This is a genomic window from Streptomyces sp. W16 (assembly GCF_033194735.1).
Taxonomy (GTDB): Bacteria; Actinomycetota; Actinomycetes; order Streptomycetales; family Streptomycetaceae; genus Streptomyces.
In genome coordinates this window covers 12,746-29,092 of sequence record NZ_JAWOAI010000057.1, presented here as the reverse complement: position 1 = coordinate 29,092, position 16,347 = coordinate 12,746, and the positions used below count along the sequence as shown (strand labels likewise).

The following is a 16,347-nucleotide window of genomic DNA, read 5'->3' as shown; positions in this document are numbered from 1 at the left end:
CCGCAGGCCAGCGACAGCGTGAGGGCGACGGCCCAGACGGGGGCGGCGGAGAGGTCGTAGGCCGCGGTGACGGCGGGCGGAGCCGGGGCGAAGACATGGTCGCGGACGGGGTGGAAGACGGCCGCCGCGCCGAGCACGAGGGCGCCCAGGCAGCACAGCAGGACCGTCGCGACCAGGCACTGCCACACCCACAGGCCGACCACGGGTTCCCGCTCGGGCCACACGGCCCGGGTCAGCGCGCGCGGAACCGGCACGGCGGCCGAGAGGGCGACGACGCTCAGCAGGAGCAGGCAGACAGTCATGCCACGGGCTCCGGATCCTGGTCAACGGCACAGACAGAGGGAAGAACGGGAGGTGCGGGTGCGGCTGTACCCGAGGGCGAGCGCACGAGGTGTGGGCCCGCCCGCCGTCAGTATGACTGTCCGGGCGGCCGGAGTCAGGTGTACGGCGAGCACCGGGCGCACCCGCGACCCGCCTCAGCCCCTCGCCACGATCCGCCCGGTGACCTCACCGAGACCCACCCGCGTGCCGTTCGCCCCAGGCGCCCACGCCGACAGGGTCACGACATCCCCGTCCTCCAGGAACGTCCGCTTGCCGTCCGGGAGTTCGAGGACGTCCCGCCCGTTCCAGGTCAGCTCCAGCAGCGAACCGCGCTCGCGCTCCGCCGGCCCGCTGACCGTGCCCGAGCCGTACAGGTCGCCGGTGCGCAGGGAGGCGCCGTTGACCGTCATCTGGGCGAGCTGCTGCGCGGCCGTCCAGTACATGGTGGAGAACGGCGGCTCGGACACCGTATGGCCGTTGATCGCCACCGAGATGCGGAGGTCGTAGCCGCCGGGCTCCTCCGCCGAGTCGTCCAGATAGGGAAGGAGTTCGTGGGTGCGCTCGGGCGGCGCGATCCGGGCGTCCTCCAGCGCGTCCAGCGGGGTGATCCACGCCGACACCGAGGTGGCGAATGACTTGCCGAGGAACGGGCCGAGGGGAACGTACTCCCAGGCCTGGATGTCGCGAGCGGACCAGTCGTTGAGGAGGCACAGCCCGAAGACGTGCTCGCGGAAGTCGGCGAGCGCCACCGGTTCGCCCATCCGCGACGGCGTCCCGACCACGAAGCCGACCTCCGCCTCGATGTCCAGGCGGATCGACGGGCCGAAGACGGGCGCCGGGTCGGATGGGGACTTGCGTTGCCCGGACGGGCGTACGACCTCCGTGTCCGAGACCACGATCGTGCCCGAGCGGCCGTGGTAACCGATGGGCAGATACTTCCAGTTGGGGGTCAGGGAGTCGGGCGCGTCGGGGCGGAAGATGCGGCCGACGTTCCGGGCGTGGTTCTCGGAGGCGTAGAAGTCGACGTAGTCCGCGACCTCGAAGGGGAGGTGCAGGGTCACCGCGGAGAGCGGGTGGAGGAAGGGGGCGATCGTCTCCTGGTGGGACGGCACCGTCACCCACGCGGTCAGCGCGCGCCGGACGTCCGACCAGGCCGTACGGCCCGCGGCGAGCAGCGGGTTGAGCGTGGGGTGCGCGAGGAGGGAGACATACGGCGAGCCGAGCGCGGCGGCAGCGGCGCCCGCGTCGAGCACCTGGTCGCCGAACCGGACGCCGACGGTCCGTTCGTCCGAGCCGAGGGGCGAGAAGACGCCGTAGGGAAGGTTGTGCGGGCCGAAAGGATCGCCCTCGGGAAGATCGAAGGGGGGCATGGGGTGCTGCCTCACTCTCGTACGTACTCGCATGTGGCCGCGCCATACGTTACGGGTGGGTTGCAGGGACCGGCAGTGTCTAAAGAGTTCGCAATGTCCGAATAGGTCTTGTCGGAGGAGGCAATTCCGGCTTAGCGTCCTTTGGGGGACACGGACGGGGTGGGTCCGGTCCGTAGGGGGGACACGTGGGGGGACCCGTGGCCAAACGCGCCAGCAGCGTGCCTTTCGAGGCCGACCGCGAGGTGCCGGGCCTGATCGTGAAGTTCGGCGACTATCCGCTGCATCACGGCGGGGTGGGCGCGATCCGCAGTCTGGGCCGTCTCGGCGTGCCGATGTATGCGATCACGGAGGACCGTTACACGCCGGCCGCGGTATCCCGCTATCTGGAGCGCGCGTTCGTCTGGCCGACGACCGGCACCGAGGAACCCGGACGACTCGTGGAGGGACTGCTGCGCATCGGGCGCCGCATCGGCCGGCCCACCGTCCTCATCCCCACCGACGAGGAGGCCGCCGTCCTGATCGCCGAGCACCAGGACGCGCTCGCCGACCGTTTCCTCTTACCGCGGGTGGATCCGAAGCTGCCGCGCCACCTCGCCAGCAAGCAGGGGCTGCACGAACTCTGCGTGGAACACGGCATACCCAGCCCCACGGCCGCCTTCCCGCAGTCGTACGACGACATCGTCGACTTCGCGGAGAAGGCCCGCTTCCCGATCGTGGCCAAGAACCGGGAGGCGTTCGTACGACGCTCCCGGCCCGCGGTGAGCGGCACGACGAAGATCTCCACCCGCGAGGGACTGCTCACGCTCGCCCGTGACTGGGGCGAGCACCCCGGCGTGATCCTCCAGGAGTACCTGCCCAGGGAGGAGGCCGAGGACTGGATCGTGCACGCCTACTTCGACCAGGACTCCACCCCGCTCGCCATGTTCACCGGCGTCAAGGTGCGCTCCTGGCCGCCGCACGCGGGCATGACGGCACATGCGTATGTAGTGGACAATCCGGAACTCGCGGACCTCGCCGCGCGTTTCATCAAACAGATCGGCTTCACCGGAATCATCGACCTCGACCTGCGCTTCGACCGGCGCGACGGTCAGTACAAACTGCTCGACTTCAACCCCCGTATGGGCGCCCAGTTCCGGCTCTTCGAGAACGAGTCGGGGGTGGACGTCGTCCGCGCCATGCACCTCGACCTGACCGGCCGCCCCGTCCCGGAGGGGGAACAGCGCGCCGGCCACCGGTACATCGTGGAGAACATCGACCTGCCCGCCCTCCTCGCCTACCGCCGCAGCGGCTATACGACGCCGCACGCGCCGGCGAAGGCGAGCGGGACCGAGCTGGCCTGGCTCGCGGGTGACGACCTGCGGCCGTTCTTCACGATGCTCGCTCGCTTCGTGCGGCCGGGCGCGAAGCATCTCTATCAGCTGTGGCGCACCAACCGGCGCGGCAGCAGCACCAGTAGCGGCCATCAGTAGCCAGAGCCAGTAGCCAGAGCCAGTAGGCAGTAGCCAGTGGCAGTTGGCGGCGGTGGTTGGTGGCAGCGGTTGGCGGCAGTACCAGCACGAAGTGGCGAATTGACGTCCTGGGGAGGGACTTCGTGATTCAACCGGTAGCAATCATCGGCGCCGGCCCGTTCGGCCTGTCCACCGCCGCGCATCTGCGGGCGCGCGGCATCCCGGTCCGTGTCTTCGGCGAGACCATGGTCAGCTGGCGCGACCACATGCCGGCCGGAATGCTCCTGAAGTCGACCCCGGCCGCCTCCAACTTCGACGCCCCGCAGCCCGGCCACAACCTCGTCGACTACTGCGACGCGGCCGGCATCCCCCGCCTGGTCACCGACGAGGACATCATCCCCGTCGAGACCTTCATCGGCTACGGCGAGTGGTTCCAGCAGAAACTGGTGCCCGAGCTGGAGCGGGTACGGGTGGTGTCCGTCGACCGGAACGTGGACAGGAACGGGGACCGGAACAAGGGCGGTGGCTTCGAACTCAAGCTGGATTCGGGGGAGTTGTTCACGGCCCGGGCGGTCGTGGTCGCGACCGGGCTCCACGGCCTGGCCCACCTCCCGCCGGAGCTGGCGGCAGCGGCGGCCGACGGACCCGCATCCACCGGCCCCGTCTCGCACAGCTCCCAGCACCACGACCTGAGCGGGTTCAAGGGCAAGGAACTGATCGTCGTCGGCGCCGGCCAGTCCGCGCTGGAGACGGCGGTGTTGGCGGCGGAGGCGGGCGCGAATGTGCGGATCGTCTCGCGGGGGCGTGGCCGGGTCGCGTTCGGCGCGGCCCCCTGGGACCAGCCGAAGCTGCGCCCCGAGTCGCCCTTCGGGCGCGCCTGGTCGCTGTGGGCGCTGAGCTACTACCCCCAGCCGTACCGCTACCTCCCCGAGCAGACCCGCCACTACCTGGTCCGCCGGGTGCTCGGTCCGCTCGGCGCGTGGTGGCTGCGCGCGCGGTTCGAGGGGAAGGTGCAGGTCAGCGAGGTCGACCGGATCGTATCGGCGGACGCGACGACCGGCGCCCCCGAGCTGACGGTCGCCACGCACGGTGGCGGCACCGGGCAACTCGCCGCCGACCACGTCATCTCGGCGACGGGCTATCGGGTCGACATCGCGGCGATGGACTTCCTGGGGCACGAGTTGCGCACCCAACTGGCGGTGAGCCGGGGTACGCCGAAGCTCGGTGCGGGGTACGTGTCCTCAGTGCCGGGGGTGTACTTCACGGGGCTGCCGGCCGCGTCGTCGTACGGGCCGGTGATGCGGTTCGTGTGCGGCACGGAGTTCGCGTCACCGCGGCTGGCGAAGCATCTGGCGGCGGCGCACGGGTAGTTGACCTGCGGTCGGCTCGATGTGCGTGGCTGTGCCCATGCGTTACGCCAACTCCATGAGCATCGGGCGGAGGTGGGCGCCCTTCGAGTAGGCGGTCGGGAGGGCGAGTCGTAGGCAGGCGAGGGTGATCAATTGGTCGCGCAGGGCGTGGTGCCAGGCGAAGCCGATCACCGTGTTGCGGTCGGGCGGGGCGAACGGTGACTGTGCTTGCGGGCTGCCGAAGACCGTCCGCCACTGCGGGCCCCGGGCGCCGAACTCGTCGTAGATCCACGCCGTCCACCTGCGTACTGCTTCGGCGACCTCGCCCCGGACGGCCAGCACGATGTCCGTGTCCGACCAGCGGTCGCCGTCGCCGGTGGCATGCGAGCCGGTGAAGGCGAGGCCGACGATCGAGTTGTCGGCTTCGGCGTGGGCGAGGAGTTGGGCGCGGGTGCGGTCGCGTTGTTCGGGGGTGAACATGCCGAGATGATGCATTCAACGGGTCGTTCTGGGCGGACGCACCTGGTTCGGGCTTCTCGGTTACTGGTACGCGCTGCCCGGCCTGACTCTTTGGCGTATAGCGCGTGCGGTCGCGCGTGCTGCCTTTCGGTTCTCTCGCACCATCGGCTTTTTCTGGGCTTCGCTCCCATGCTGGCCGCCGCACGCGACTGCATTGCCTGAAGTCGTATCTGCAGTGACAAAGATGAGGGTCTTGCAAGCGATGCCGGTCTTCCAACTCGACCTACCGGCCAGCCTGTTCAGCCCTGATCGGAGGTCTCCGAGTCGGGGTGGGTCGGTCCGTCGCGCGGCGGAGGACAGGACGCACGCAGGGCGGCCAGCTTGTCCGCGTCGGTGGTGTCGGGCACAGTCGCACACGTGAGGATCCTGAGGTCGGTGCCGGCAGGAATCAGGGTGTCGATGTCGAGGGCGATGTCACCCATCAGTGGATGCTCGATGGTCACGTGGTCGCCGGCATAGGGGCCGGCAGTGCCGTTGGACCACAGACGGGCGAAGCGCGGGTTGCTTCGAAGTATGCGCTCGACGAGTGAGGCAAGACGTACGTCATGGGGATGGGCGGCGGCCGTCACACGGAGGTCGGCGACGAGGTCCTCCTCCTGCGCTTCGATGCCTTTTCCTGGCCGAATGGGCCATGCCGCAATCGGTTCCAGTCCTCGGCTGCCGCTCGCCGGGAACGTCCCGGCAACGAGACTGCGCTCGTCCCAACCGTACGCACGGGGATCGCCGATCGCGGCCGTCCACATCCTGTTCCAACCGAGGATGGTCCAGTCGGCGGCGAAGACCGCGGCGGGAACGTCTCCCAACTGCCGTACAAGTCGCCGCGCACTCAGGGGTATCTCCCTGGAGACCTTCCCCACCGAGGGTGGTACGAGGCCGGCGCAGCGAAACAGATGGTCACGCTCGGACGGGTCGAGACGCAGTGCTCTGGCCAGAGCGGTGACCACTTGGACCGACGGATTGCGAGCACGGCCCTGCTCCAGCAGCATCACGTAGTCGACCGATATGCCTGCCAGACCGGCCAGCTCTTCGCGGCGCAGTCCGGAGATGCGCCGTTCCCCGCCCACCGTCAGCCCGCTGTCCTGCGGTGACATGCGCTCACGCCAGCCGCGCAGAGTCATGCCGAAGTGGTTCATCGCCGGCATGTCGGCCATGTCACTGGAAGGTCCACGTCTGGTTGTCCCAGGCGTTGCATTCCCACAGGACCACCACCGTGCCGCTCGTGCCTCCGAAAACGGTGACGCATTTCTGTGACTGGTCGGCCACCAGTTCCGTACCGGAGAAGTGGAATTGCTGGCTGGAGCTGCCGCTGCACGCGCTCAGTTGGATCTCGGTCCGGTCGTCGCTCGCTCCGCCGGCCACGGTCATGCATTTCCCCAAGGAGCGGAAGGTGCCCCCCGATCCGGTCTGCCAGCGCTGTGCCGCGGAGCCGTCGCAGGCGACATGGACCAACTGGATTCCCTCGGTCCCGGCGCCGCTGCTCAGGCACTTCTGCGTGGCGGGGACCACCAGGGCGTGGCCGACGGCCGGGTCGACCGTCGCGCCGGATCCGCTTTCCTCGGATCCGGCATTGCCTCCGGACTCCGGCTCGGAGTCCTCCTGCACGGTTTTGGACGTCGGCTTCGAAGAGGTGTGCGGCGTCGGTGACTTGGCGCCGGAACTCGCCGAGTGGGACGCCTTGGGGGAGGTGGCCGTGGGTGCGGATGTGCCCGTGGACTGCTGGGTGGGGTTGTCGGCCGGGAGCGGGCCGTCCGACGCGGTGGCGCTGACGCTGCTCTTCCCCGTTGGCAGGTTGGCCAGCAGTACGGCGATTGTGATCAACAGCGCCGTGGCGACGGCTGCGGCGAGCACGACCGGCTTCTTCGAACGGCCTGAGGGCCGGTGCGCCTGTTGGTCGGTCGTATCGGGCTGCGGAGGTTCTACGGGTGGCTCGGCTGCGGGGGCCTCGTCGGTTCCGTTGTCCGAGTTGAATCCCGATCCCGATGCCGATGCCGATGCCGATGCCGATGCCGATGCCGATGGTGATGGTGATGCGGACTCGGGCACTGGGTTCGCGGCCGGAGCCGGAGCCGGAGCGGGAGAGTCGTCGGCCACGGCCATTGGGTGGGCGGCGGGTGGAACAACAGAGGACCCCGCTGCGCCTGCCGGTCTTCGCAGCATGCGTTCGGCGTCCTCGGCCGACAGCCGGTCGGCCGGTTTGGCCACGAGCAGGCCCTGGATCAGCGGGGTGAGTGGTCCGGCACCGCGCACTTCGGGGGCCGGTTCCATGGCGATGGCGTACATCGTCTGGGCCACCGTTTCCCGGAGGAACGGTGAGCGGCCCTCGACCGCTTCGAAGAGCGTTGCGCCCAGTGCCCACAGGTCGGCCTCCGGACCCGGTTTGGCGCCGACCAGTCGCTCGGGGGCCATGAAGTCGACCGATCCCACCAACTGGCCGGTGCGGGTGAGCGCCGAGGTCTCGACGGCCTGGGCGATGCCGAAGTCGGTGAGGACCACGCGGCCGTCCTCGGCGAGCAGCACGTTGGCCGGTTTCACGTCCCGGTGCAGGACCCCTGCCCGGTGCGCGGCCCGTAACGCGGCGATCACGCCCCGGCCGATCCGGGCGACCTCGTCGAGCGGGACCGTGCCGTACGCCTTGATCCGGTCGGCGAGGGTGGTGGAGCGCACGTACTCCATCACGATGGTGGGCCGGCCCTCGTCGTCCACGACGTCGTGGACGACAACGACGTTCGGGTGGCTGATCCGGGCGGCGCTGTGCGCCTCGCGCCGGGCGCGTTCGAAGAGGGTGGCGAGTTCGGCGTCGTCGAGTTGGGGCTGGGAGTGGAGCTTCTTCACGGCGACCTGGCGGCCGAGGAGTTCGTCGTGGGCGCGCCAGACGGTGGCCATGCCGCCCCGGCCGATGCGGTCGAGGATGAGGTATCGGCCGGCGATCAGCCGTCCTTCGTCGGACACCGTGGGTTCCTTTTCTCTGCTTCAGGACCGATCCGGCCGACGGCGCCACGGGTTCCTCCGGCCGGCCGCACGCCCAACGGCCCTTCGCCTACGGCTAGTTGAGGAGCATTTTGGCAGCGAAGGGCCCGGAAGCAGCCGCTTTCTACGGCGCGCCGGGCCCGGTTGTCGCGCGCGGGGCGACTCCAGGGCTGTTGGCCGGTTCCATGAGGAGCAGGGCCCGGCCGCGAGCGGGGCGGCGCCGCCGTCTCACGTCATGAGGATCCGACGACCGTGGTCGACGAACTCGCCGGGCCCTTCGCGTGCCGATCATCCTCTACGGGGGCGGCAGCGGCCTAGGGGGCAGGGTAGGGACAGCAGTACTACCCACGGCATCGCTCCAACCAACTCCAAGGGCGGGGCTAGTTGTTCGAGGCGTAGGGGATGAAGTCGGTCCAGGTGGTGGGGGTGAAGGTGAGGCGGGGGCCCTGGGTGTTGTGCTTGGAGTCGCGGATGTGGATGGTGGCGGGGGTGGTGGCCACCTCGACGCAGTCGTTCGGGTTGCTGGAGTCGCTGTAGCTGCTCTTGAACCACGCCAGTTCGGAGGCGTCCTTAGGCGGGGACTTGCGGATCATGCTTCCTCCACCAGTTGTAGGAATTCCGTCCAGGCAGCCGCCGTGACGGCGAATCGGGGGCCCTGGGTGTGCTTGGAGTCGCGGACGTGCATAGTGCCGGGGGCAGTGGCTACCTCGACGCAGTCGTTCGGGTTGTTGCTGTCGCTGTAGCTGCTCTTGAACCACACCAGCTCGAAAGCGTCTCCGGCGGGGGCGTTGCGGATCATGTCTCTCCCAGCAGTTGCTCGATGAAGGTCGTGGACTCCCGAGCGGTCATGGCCTCCGCCCGGATGATCCCATAGCTCAGTTCGAGGATCCGCAGCTGTTTCGGTTCGGATACGGGACGGCCGTTGAACTCGTCGTCCATGCGCCCGACCGCCGTGCCGTCTCCGAACTTCAGCACCTGGATCCGTCCTCCGATACCAGGGTGGTCCCAACGGTCCATCGGCATCACCTGAATTTTGACACTCTGCAACTGTGCCAGTTCCAGGACGCGTTCGAGCTGCTTGCGGTGCACCGTCTTCCCGCCGACCGGGCGCCGCAACGTCACCTCTTCCAGGACGAAACTGAGTTCAGGCGCAGGCGAGCGCTGGTAGATCGCCTGCCGGGCCATGCGCGCGGCCACCGCCTGCTCCAACTCCCCCTCCGCCAGCGAGGGCCGCCGAGTCCTCAGCAGCGCCCGGGCGAACTCCTCTGTCTGGAGCAGGCCGTGCAGATTGTGATTGCCGTACGAGAGCAGCTCGACCGCCTTTGCCTCCAGCTTCGCCAGCGCGCGAATCGTCTTCGGGTACCGGACCCTCGCCACGTCCTCCTTCATCGCGGAGATCAGCCCGTCCGCCCTCAACACCTCCTCCGCCTTGTCCAGATACTCGGGCCGAGGAATCCGCTTCCCGCCCTCGATCTTGTAGACCAGGTCCTCTCCGTACCCCACCACCACCGCGAAGTCCGGGACCCGCATCCCCGCCGCCTCGCGCCGCAGCCTCAACTGCCGCCCGACCGTCGCGAGGACCGCCAACCCCCACTCGTCGTCCGGGTCGACCTCCCAACCCGGTTCGTCCGCCTCGCTGTTGAGCTGCTCCGGTTCCCTGTCCACGCTCGCCCCTCCGTCGTACGGCCGTGCCGCAACGCCCCCTACCCGTACGGCCCCTGTCGACAGCCCGGACATCACTGGACAAGCACCGGACAGTCACCGTACGGGTTGGACTCGTCACTCGCGGGCGTTACGACCGGTAGCGGCCCAGCGTCTTCAGCCCCGGCAACGCCCTGTCCTGGAAGTCGAACAGCGCCAGGTTCTCCCACGCGTTGCCCGACGTCGGGTCCGTCGGGTCCCAGCCGTCACCGGCCCGGTACGTCCAGACGCCCTCCCAGTAGCAGTAACCCAGGCCCTTGTTGCCGGGGACGTTCGCCATCAGGTCCGCTACCGTGCGCAGCCACGCCGCCTGTCCCGCCGGCGTCGCCGGATACCCCTCCGTCAGCTGCGAGGGGTCGTACATGATGTCGTTCGTCGCGTCCTCGCTCTCCAGCGTGAACGGATACGCCGTCTCCGCGATCAGCACCGGCTTGTCGTAACGCGCCGCCAGATCCGCCAAGTTGGCCGCCGCTGCCGCCGGGGCGCCGTGCCAGAACGGGTAGTACGACTGGGCGATGATGTCGAAGTCGACGCCGTCGGCGACCACGTTGTCGTACCACCAGCGCGACGTACCGTTGTCGCCGCCCGAGGCGATGTGGAGCATCGTGCGGATACGCGGGGTCGTGTCGTGCGCGGCGTTCAGGCCCGCCTTCAGGAACGTCGTCAGGTTGCCCCAACCCCCGCCGTCGTCACCCCAGTTCTTGCCGGTGGGCCAGAGCAGGCCGCCGTTGATCTCGTTGCCGATCTGGACCAGGTCGGCCGGGGTGCCCTGGCGGCGCAACGCGCCCAGCACGTCGGCGGTGTGGTCGTAGACCGCCCTCGTCAGGCCCGCCACATCCAGGTCCGCCCAGGCCGCCGGCTTGGTCTGGTGGGCCGGGTCCGCCCACGTGTCGGAGTAGTGGAAGTCGACCCAGATGCCGATCCCGGCCCGGCGCAGCCGCTTGGCCAGCGGGAGGATGTGCTGCTTGTTGTTGTAGCCGTCGGCCGGGTTGACCCAGACCTTGAGGCGGGCGTGGGTGACACCCGCGTCGGCCAGGATGCGGATCGGGTCGTCCCGGCGGCCGTCCGCACGGCGGTACACCGCGCCGTACGCCTCGTCCTTCGGCAACGACGAGATGTCCATGCCCCGGATCTCCAACCGGCGCCGGTCCGCGGCGACCGCCGGCGCTGCCGCCAGCACCGGGATCGAAAGTGCCGCCGCACCCGCCGCCGTAAGAACACTGCGTCTGCGCATCACGAAGTTCCCTTCAGTAAGTAGCCAAAGAAACAAGCAAGTTGAGTGGAGCGGAGGTCAGCGCGGGTCCCGGAAAACCTCCACCCCGCCCGCCGGCACCGCCGCCCGGCTCCCGTCCGGCAGCACCACCTTCACCTCGCTCCCGGTGTGGTTCACCGCGAAGCGGAACGTCCCCGACTCGCCCTCCCGTACGACGAGTTCGACATCGCGAGGCAGATCGACCGGCGTGATGCCCGCGTCCGCGAGGGCGAGGTCCACCACGGCGGCCAGGTCGGCGCCGTTCAGTCGGGTCGCCAGGTACCAGGCCGCCCCCGACCCCACCGCGTGCCGCGTCAGCGCCGCACCTCCCGCCGTACGACCGTCCGCGAAGACCGCGACCGTCTCGCAGCCCGCACCCGGGATCACGACCTCCGACCACAGATCCGCCTCGTACAGCGCGCCGTCCGTCCCCCGAACCGACACCACCTCACCCGGCAGCAACGGGTCGAACTCCTCGACGGTCAGGCCGAGTACGTCCCGCAGCGCCCCGGGATACGCGCCCGGATGCAACGTGTCGTTCTCGTCGACGATCCCGGAGAAGAAGGAGACCAGCAGAGTCCCGCCCCGCGACACATACCGTTCCAGGTCGGCGCCCACCCCGACCGGAGCGGAGTACAACTGCGGTACCACCAGCAGCGGATACCGCGCCGGGTCCAGGTCGGCCAGCCCCGTCGGCGGCAGGAAGTCCACCGTCAAGTGCCGGTCGTAGAGCGCCTCGTAGAAAGAGTCCAACCGTTCGCGCGCGTCCAAGTCCTGGCTCGGCCTCCACTCCAGGCTCTGCGCCCACCACGAGTCCCACGACCAGACCATCGCCACGTCACCCCGGGTCCGCGTGCCCCGCAGATCGGCGAGGCCGGCGACGCGTCGGCCGAGGTCCGTGACCTCGCGCCAACCCCGGTTGTCGGTACCGGAGTTCGCCAGCATCGCGGTGTGGAACTTCTCCGCGCCGGACTGCGACTGCCGCCACTGGAAGAACATCGCGCCCTCGGAGCCGCGCGCCACGTGCCCGAGTGAGTTGCGGGCCATCTCACCGGGGCGTTTGGCCGGGTTGTACGGCTGCCAGTTGACCCCGGACGTGGCGTGCTCCAGCAGCAGCCACGGACCCCCGCCCGCGACCGAGCGGGTCAGGTCCGCCGCCAGCGCCAGGTTCACATGCGTGCGGCGGCCGTCGGTCATCAGGTAGTGGTCGTTGGTGACGAGGTCGACCTCCTCGGCCCAGGCCCAGTAGTCGACGGTCTGGCCCTGGCTCGGCGCGACCATGAAGTTGGTGGTGACGGGGACGCCGGGGGAGAGGCGGTGCAGGATGTCCCGCTCGGCACAGAAGTTGGCGCGGGCCTGCGCGTCGGCGAAGCGGTGGTAGTCGAGTTGCTGGGTGGGATTGCATACGGACGGGGTCGCGCGGGGCGGAGTGATCTCCTCCCAGTCGCCGTACTGCTGGCCCCAAAAGGCCGTTCCCCAGGCCCGGTTGAGGGCGTCGAGGGTGTCGTAGCGCTCACGCAACCACTCCCGGAAAGCCGCCGCGCAGACAGCGCAGTAGCAGGCGAGGACGGGGGCGCCGTACTCGTTGTGGACGTGCCACAGCACGACCGCGGGGTGGCTGCCGTAGCGCTCGGCGAGCGCCGTCGTGATCGTGGCCGCCGCCGAACGGTAGTCGGCGTTGGAGTGGCAGATCGCGCCCCGTGAGCCGAAGGCGAGGCGCACGCCCTCACGCGTCACCGGCAGCGCGGAAGGGTGCGCGCGGTAGAACCACGCCGGCGGCACCACCGTGGGCGTGCCGAGGTTCACCGCGATGCCCGCCGCGTGCAGCAGGCCGATCACCGTGTCCAGCCACTCCCAGTCGTACTCGCCCGGCCGCGGCTCCATCCTGGCCCAGGAGAAGACGCCGAGGGAGACGGTCGTGACACCGGCCTCCCGCATCAGCCGTACGTCCTCCTCCCAGACCTCCTGCGGCCACTGCTCGGGGTTGTAGTCACCTCCGAAGGCGAGCGGCAGACGGTCGTGCGGGGCGGGGGACGGCATATGTTCGCTCCCGAAGTTGATGGCTATTTCTGTGATCGTGCACATAGGTGCTCGCGGGTCGCACCCATCAGCAACAAGTAGGTAACCCCAGGCGACACCCATTGACAAGGGTCCGAAACAATTCTCTACTGTGCACGGTCACAGAGCCGTGGACAGGCTCGCACTCAGTCAGGGGAGATGAAGATGTCGATCCACCGCCACCAGTTCAGCAGGCGCAGCATCCTTGCCGGGGCAGCAGCTGTCGGCCTCACCGGCACCCTCGCCGCCTGCGGCGGTTCCGACGACGACTCCGGCAAGAGCAGCGGGCCCGTCAAGCTGACCTACTGGGCCTGGGCGCCGAACATGGACAAGGTCGCCGCGATCTGGAACAAGAAGAACCCGGACATCACGGTCACCGTCTCCAAGCAGGCGGCCGGCAAGGATATCGTCTCCAAGCTGATCACCGCGAAGAAGGCGGGCAACGCCCCCGACCTGATCCAGGTCGAGTACCAGTCGCTGCCGACGCTGGTCTCGAACGACGTCCTCGCCGACATCTCGAAGTACGCGAAGTCCGCCAAGTCCGAGTTCGCCGAAGGCCTTTGGGGCATGGTCACGCTCGGCACCGACGCGGTCTACGCGATACCGCAGGACTCCGGGCCGCTGATGTTCTTCTACCGCGAGGACCTGTTCAAGCAGCACAACCTGACCGTCCCCACCACCTGGGACGACTTCGCCAAGACCGCTCGCGCCGCCAAGAAGGCAGTCCCGGACGCCTACTTGACGACGTTCTCCGCCAACGACCCTGGATTGTTCGCCGGGTTGGCGCAGCAGGCCGGCGCCAAGTGGTGGACCGTGGGCGACGGCGGCAAGTGGACCGTCGGCATCGACGACGCGGCGACGAAGAAGGTCACCGACTTCTGGGGCGGGCTCGTCCAGGACGGCGCGATCGACAACCAGCCGATGTACACGCCGGCTTGGAGCAGCGCGCTGAACAAGGGCACACACCTCGGCTGGGTCTCCGCCGTGTGGGCGCCCGGCGTGCTGATCAGCTCGGCCACCGACACCAAGGGCAAGTGGCGGATGGCGCCGCTGCCGCAGTGGAGCGCGGGCGAGGACGTCACCGGCAGCTGGGGCGGTTCCTCCACCGGCGTCTCCACCGACTCCAAGCACGCCGAGGCCGCGGCCAAGTTCGCGACCTGGCTGAACACCGACGCGGAGGCGCTGGCCGCCCTGGTCAAGGAGGTCTCCATCTACCCGGCGGCCACCAAGGGCCAGTCCGGCTCGGTGCTGACGGCCCCCGCGTTCTTCCCGAACCAGACCGACTTCTACGACACGGCCGCGAAGATCGCCGCGACCACGGCCGCCTCCGCCTGGGGCCCGAACGTCCAGGTCGCCTACGACACCTTCAGCGACGCGTTCGGCAAGGCCAGCAAGGCGAAGAAGTCCGCCCAGTTCGACACCGCGCTCGCCACCATGCAGTCGGCGACCTTCACCGACATGAAGAAGCAGGGCTTCAAGGTGACCGAGGCATGACCGCCACTCCGCTCAAGGGCTCCGACCGGACGACGGCCGGGCCCTTGGCGGACGGCACCGCCACCTCCGTCCGCCCCCGCCGCCTCCGTCGCCGTGGCCGCAGCGCGCCGTACTGGTTCCTCGTACCGGCCCTGCTCCTGTTCGCCGCCTTCACCGTCGTACCGATCGGATACGCGGTGTGGCTCAGCCTCCACAAGGTCCAGGTCAAGGGCATCGGCCTCGGCAAGGGCGCCCGCGAGCAGGTGTGGAACGGCATCGGCAACTACACCGACGTCCTGCACGACTCCGAGTTCGGCCACAGCGTCCTGCGCGCCTTCGGCTACGGCCTGATCGTCATCCCCACGATGCTCGGTCTGGCGCTCGTCTTCGCGCTGATGCTGGACACCCCGCAGGCGCGCAGCGCCAAGTTCGCCCGCCTCGCGATCTTCCTGCCGTACGCCGTCCCCGGCATCATCGCCGCCCTGATGTGGGGCTTCCTGTACCTCCCGACGGTCAGCCCCTTCTACTACCTGCTGCGCGAGTTCAACCTCCCGCAGCCCGACCTGTTCGACGGCGGCAACCTGTACCTCTCCTTCGCGAACATCGCGGTGTGGGGCGGCACCGGCTTCAACATGATCGTCATCTACACCGCCCTGCGCGCGATCCCGCAGGAGATCTACGAGGCCGCGAAGATCGACGGCGCCTCCGACCTGAAGATCGCCCTGCGGATCAAGATCCCGATCGTGATGCCGTCGCTGGTGCTCACGTTCTTCTTCTCGGTCATCGCCACGCTCCAGGTCTTCACCGAGCCCATGGCCCTCAAGCCGCTGACCAACGGCCTCTCCGGTTCCTGGAGTCCGCTGATGGCCATCTACGACGCCGCCTTCTTCAGGTCGGACATCTACGGCGCCTCCGCCACCGCCGTGGTGCTGGCCCTCGCGACCTTCGCGCTCTCCTTCACGCTGCTGCGCGTCTCCGACCGCTACACCCGGGAGGACCGGGCATGACCCCTCTCACCCTCACCGCCACCGACGCCCGCCCGGGCCTCACCAAGCCGAAGCGCACCGCGTGGGTACCAACCCTCGTCCTGATCCTCGGCTCGCTCTACTGCCTGATCCCCGTGGTCTGGGTCGTCATCGCGGCGAGCAAGGGCCGTAGCGAACTGTTCTCCACGTTCACCTTCGCGCCCGGCACCGGATTCGCCGCCAACTTCAAGGAGTTGAGCTCCTACCGGGACGGCATCTACTGGCAGTGGATGGCCAACTCCCTCCTCTACGCGGGCGGCGGCGCCCTGCTCTCCGCCGCGGTCTCGGCCGGCGGCGGCTACGCACTGGGCCGATTCGCCTTCAAGGGCCGGGAGTTCATCTTCAAGCTGATGCTGGCCGGCGTCCTCGTCCCGAGCATCGTCCTGACGGTCCCGCAGTACCTGCTCCTCTCGAAGCTGGGCCTGGCCGACTCCTACTGGTCGATGCTCCTGCCGTCGATCCTCTCCCCCTACGGCGTCTACCTCGTCCGTATCTACGCGGCTGCCGCCGTTCCCGCCGAACTCCTCGAAGCCGCCCGCATGGACGGTGCGAGCGAGTGGCGGATCTTCTCGCGGATCGCCGTACCGATGATGATGCCGGGGCTCATCACGGTGTTCCTGTTCCAGTTCGTCGGCATCTGGAACAACTTCCTGTTGCCGTACGTGATGCTCGCGGACGACACCAAGTTCCCGATCACGCTGGGCCTTTACACCCTGCTGACCCAGGGCGCCTCCCAACCGGCGCTCTACACCCTGGTCATCATGGGCTGCTTCCTCGCGATCCTGCCGCTGATCGCGCTCTTCCTGGTGATCCAGCGCTTCTGGTCCCTGGACCTGCTGAGCGGATCGGTCAAGGCGTGAGCGC

Annotated in this window: 14 protein-coding genes and 1 pseudogene; 5 read left to right on the top strand and 10 right to left on the bottom strand. The window is 68.9% G+C overall.

The window, feature by feature from the left end; translation table 11 throughout:
• Both R6V09_RS10635 and fahA read right to left on the bottom strand, forming a co-directional pair.
• A pseudogene (locus tag R6V09_RS10635) lies at positions 1–302 on the bottom strand (M56 family peptidase); the annotation flags it as partial.
• Between the two features lie 174 nt (positions 303–476).
• Positions 477–1,691, bottom strand: coding sequence for a fumarylacetoacetase (fahA, locus tag R6V09_RS10630; protein ID WP_317881117.1), 1,215 nt, complete (start codon positions 1,689–1,691; stop codon positions 477–479).
• 197 nt (positions 1,692–1,888) lie between these two features.
• On the opposite strand from fahA, the gene R6V09_RS10625 reads away from it, so the two are divergent.
• The gene (locus R6V09_RS10625) at positions 1,889–3,160 is read left to right on the top strand and encodes a carboxylate--amine ligase (RefSeq protein WP_317881116.1); all 1,272 of its coding nucleotides are present in this window, start codon (positions 1,889–1,891) and stop codon (positions 3,158–3,160) included.
• 122 nt (positions 3,161–3,282) lie between these two features.
• Positions 3,283–4,509, top strand: coding sequence for an FAD-dependent oxidoreductase (locus tag R6V09_RS10620; RefSeq protein WP_317881115.1), 1,227 nt, complete (start codon positions 3,283–3,285; stop codon positions 4,507–4,509).
• Positions 4,510–4,551: 42 nt separating this feature from the next.
• Here R6V09_RS10620 and R6V09_RS10615 read toward each other — a convergent pair whose 3' ends face one another.
• The 8 genes from R6V09_RS10615 to R6V09_RS10580 all read right to left on the bottom strand — a co-directional run bounded on the left by R6V09_RS10615 (position 4,552) and on the right by R6V09_RS10580 (position 12,967).
• Positions 4,552–4,968: a hypothetical protein gene (locus R6V09_RS10615; protein WP_317881114.1), complete on the bottom strand. Its 417-nt coding sequence runs from the start codon at positions 4,966–4,968 to the stop codon at positions 4,552–4,554.
• A gap of 278 nt (positions 4,969–5,246) precedes the next feature.
• A complete protein-coding gene (locus tag R6V09_RS10610; protein WP_317881113.1) occupies positions 5,247–6,158 on the bottom strand; it encodes a helix-turn-helix transcriptional regulator in 912 nt (303 codons plus the stop codon).
• A gap of 1 nt (position 6,159) precedes the next feature.
• The gene (locus R6V09_RS10605; RefSeq protein WP_317881112.1) at positions 6,160–7,956 is read right to left on the bottom strand and encodes a protein kinase domain-containing protein; all 1,797 of its coding nucleotides are present in this window, start codon (positions 7,954–7,956) and stop codon (positions 6,160–6,162) included.
• A gap of 398 nt (positions 7,957–8,354) precedes the next feature.
• A complete protein-coding gene (locus R6V09_RS10600; protein ID WP_317881111.1) occupies positions 8,355–8,567 on the bottom strand; it encodes a DUF397 domain-containing protein in 213 nt (70 codons plus the stop codon).
• Positions 8,564–8,773: a DUF397 domain-containing protein gene (locus tag R6V09_RS10595; RefSeq protein WP_317881110.1), complete on the bottom strand. Its 210-nt coding sequence runs from the start codon at positions 8,771–8,773 to the stop codon at positions 8,564–8,566. The genes R6V09_RS10600 and R6V09_RS10595 overlap by 4 nt, the downstream gene beginning before the upstream one ends.
• Positions 8,770–9,711 (bottom strand): helix-turn-helix domain-containing protein, encoded by a 942-nt coding sequence (locus R6V09_RS10590; protein ID WP_442810013.1) that lies wholly within the window; start codon positions 9,709–9,711, stop codon positions 8,770–8,772. Before R6V09_RS10590 ends, R6V09_RS10595 begins: the two co-directional genes overlap by 4 nt.
• 55 nt (positions 9,712–9,766) lie before the next feature.
• Positions 9,767–10,909, bottom strand: coding sequence for a glycoside hydrolase family 53 protein (locus tag R6V09_RS10585; RefSeq protein WP_317881108.1), 1,143 nt, complete (start codon positions 10,907–10,909; stop codon positions 9,767–9,769).
• A 57-nt stretch (positions 10,910–10,966) separates the two neighbouring features.
• The gene (locus tag R6V09_RS10580) at positions 10,967–12,967 is read right to left on the bottom strand and encodes a beta-galactosidase (protein WP_317881107.1); all 2,001 of its coding nucleotides are present in this window, start codon (positions 12,965–12,967) and stop codon (positions 10,967–10,969) included.
• 177 nt (positions 12,968–13,144) lie between these two features.
• Between R6V09_RS10580 and R6V09_RS10575 the strand changes: the two genes are divergently transcribed.
• Genes R6V09_RS10575 through R6V09_RS10565 form a run of 3 tightly spaced genes read left to right on the top strand, consistent with a single transcriptional unit; the run spans position 13,145 to position 16,343 of the window.
• The gene (locus tag R6V09_RS10575) at positions 13,145–14,479 is read left to right on the top strand and encodes an ABC transporter substrate-binding protein (protein ID WP_317881106.1); all 1,335 of its coding nucleotides are present in this window, start codon (positions 13,145–13,147) and stop codon (positions 14,477–14,479) included.
• Complete coding sequence (locus R6V09_RS10570; protein ID WP_317881105.1) at positions 14,476–15,465, top strand: carbohydrate ABC transporter permease; 990 nt, start codon at positions 14,476–14,478, stop codon at positions 15,463–15,465. Before R6V09_RS10575 ends, R6V09_RS10570 begins: the two co-directional genes overlap by 4 nt.
• Complete coding sequence (locus tag R6V09_RS10565; protein WP_317881104.1) at positions 15,462–16,343, top strand: carbohydrate ABC transporter permease; 882 nt, start codon at positions 15,462–15,464, stop codon at positions 16,341–16,343. Before R6V09_RS10570 ends, R6V09_RS10565 begins: the two co-directional genes overlap by 4 nt.
• Positions 16,344–16,347 lie beyond the last annotated feature (4 nt).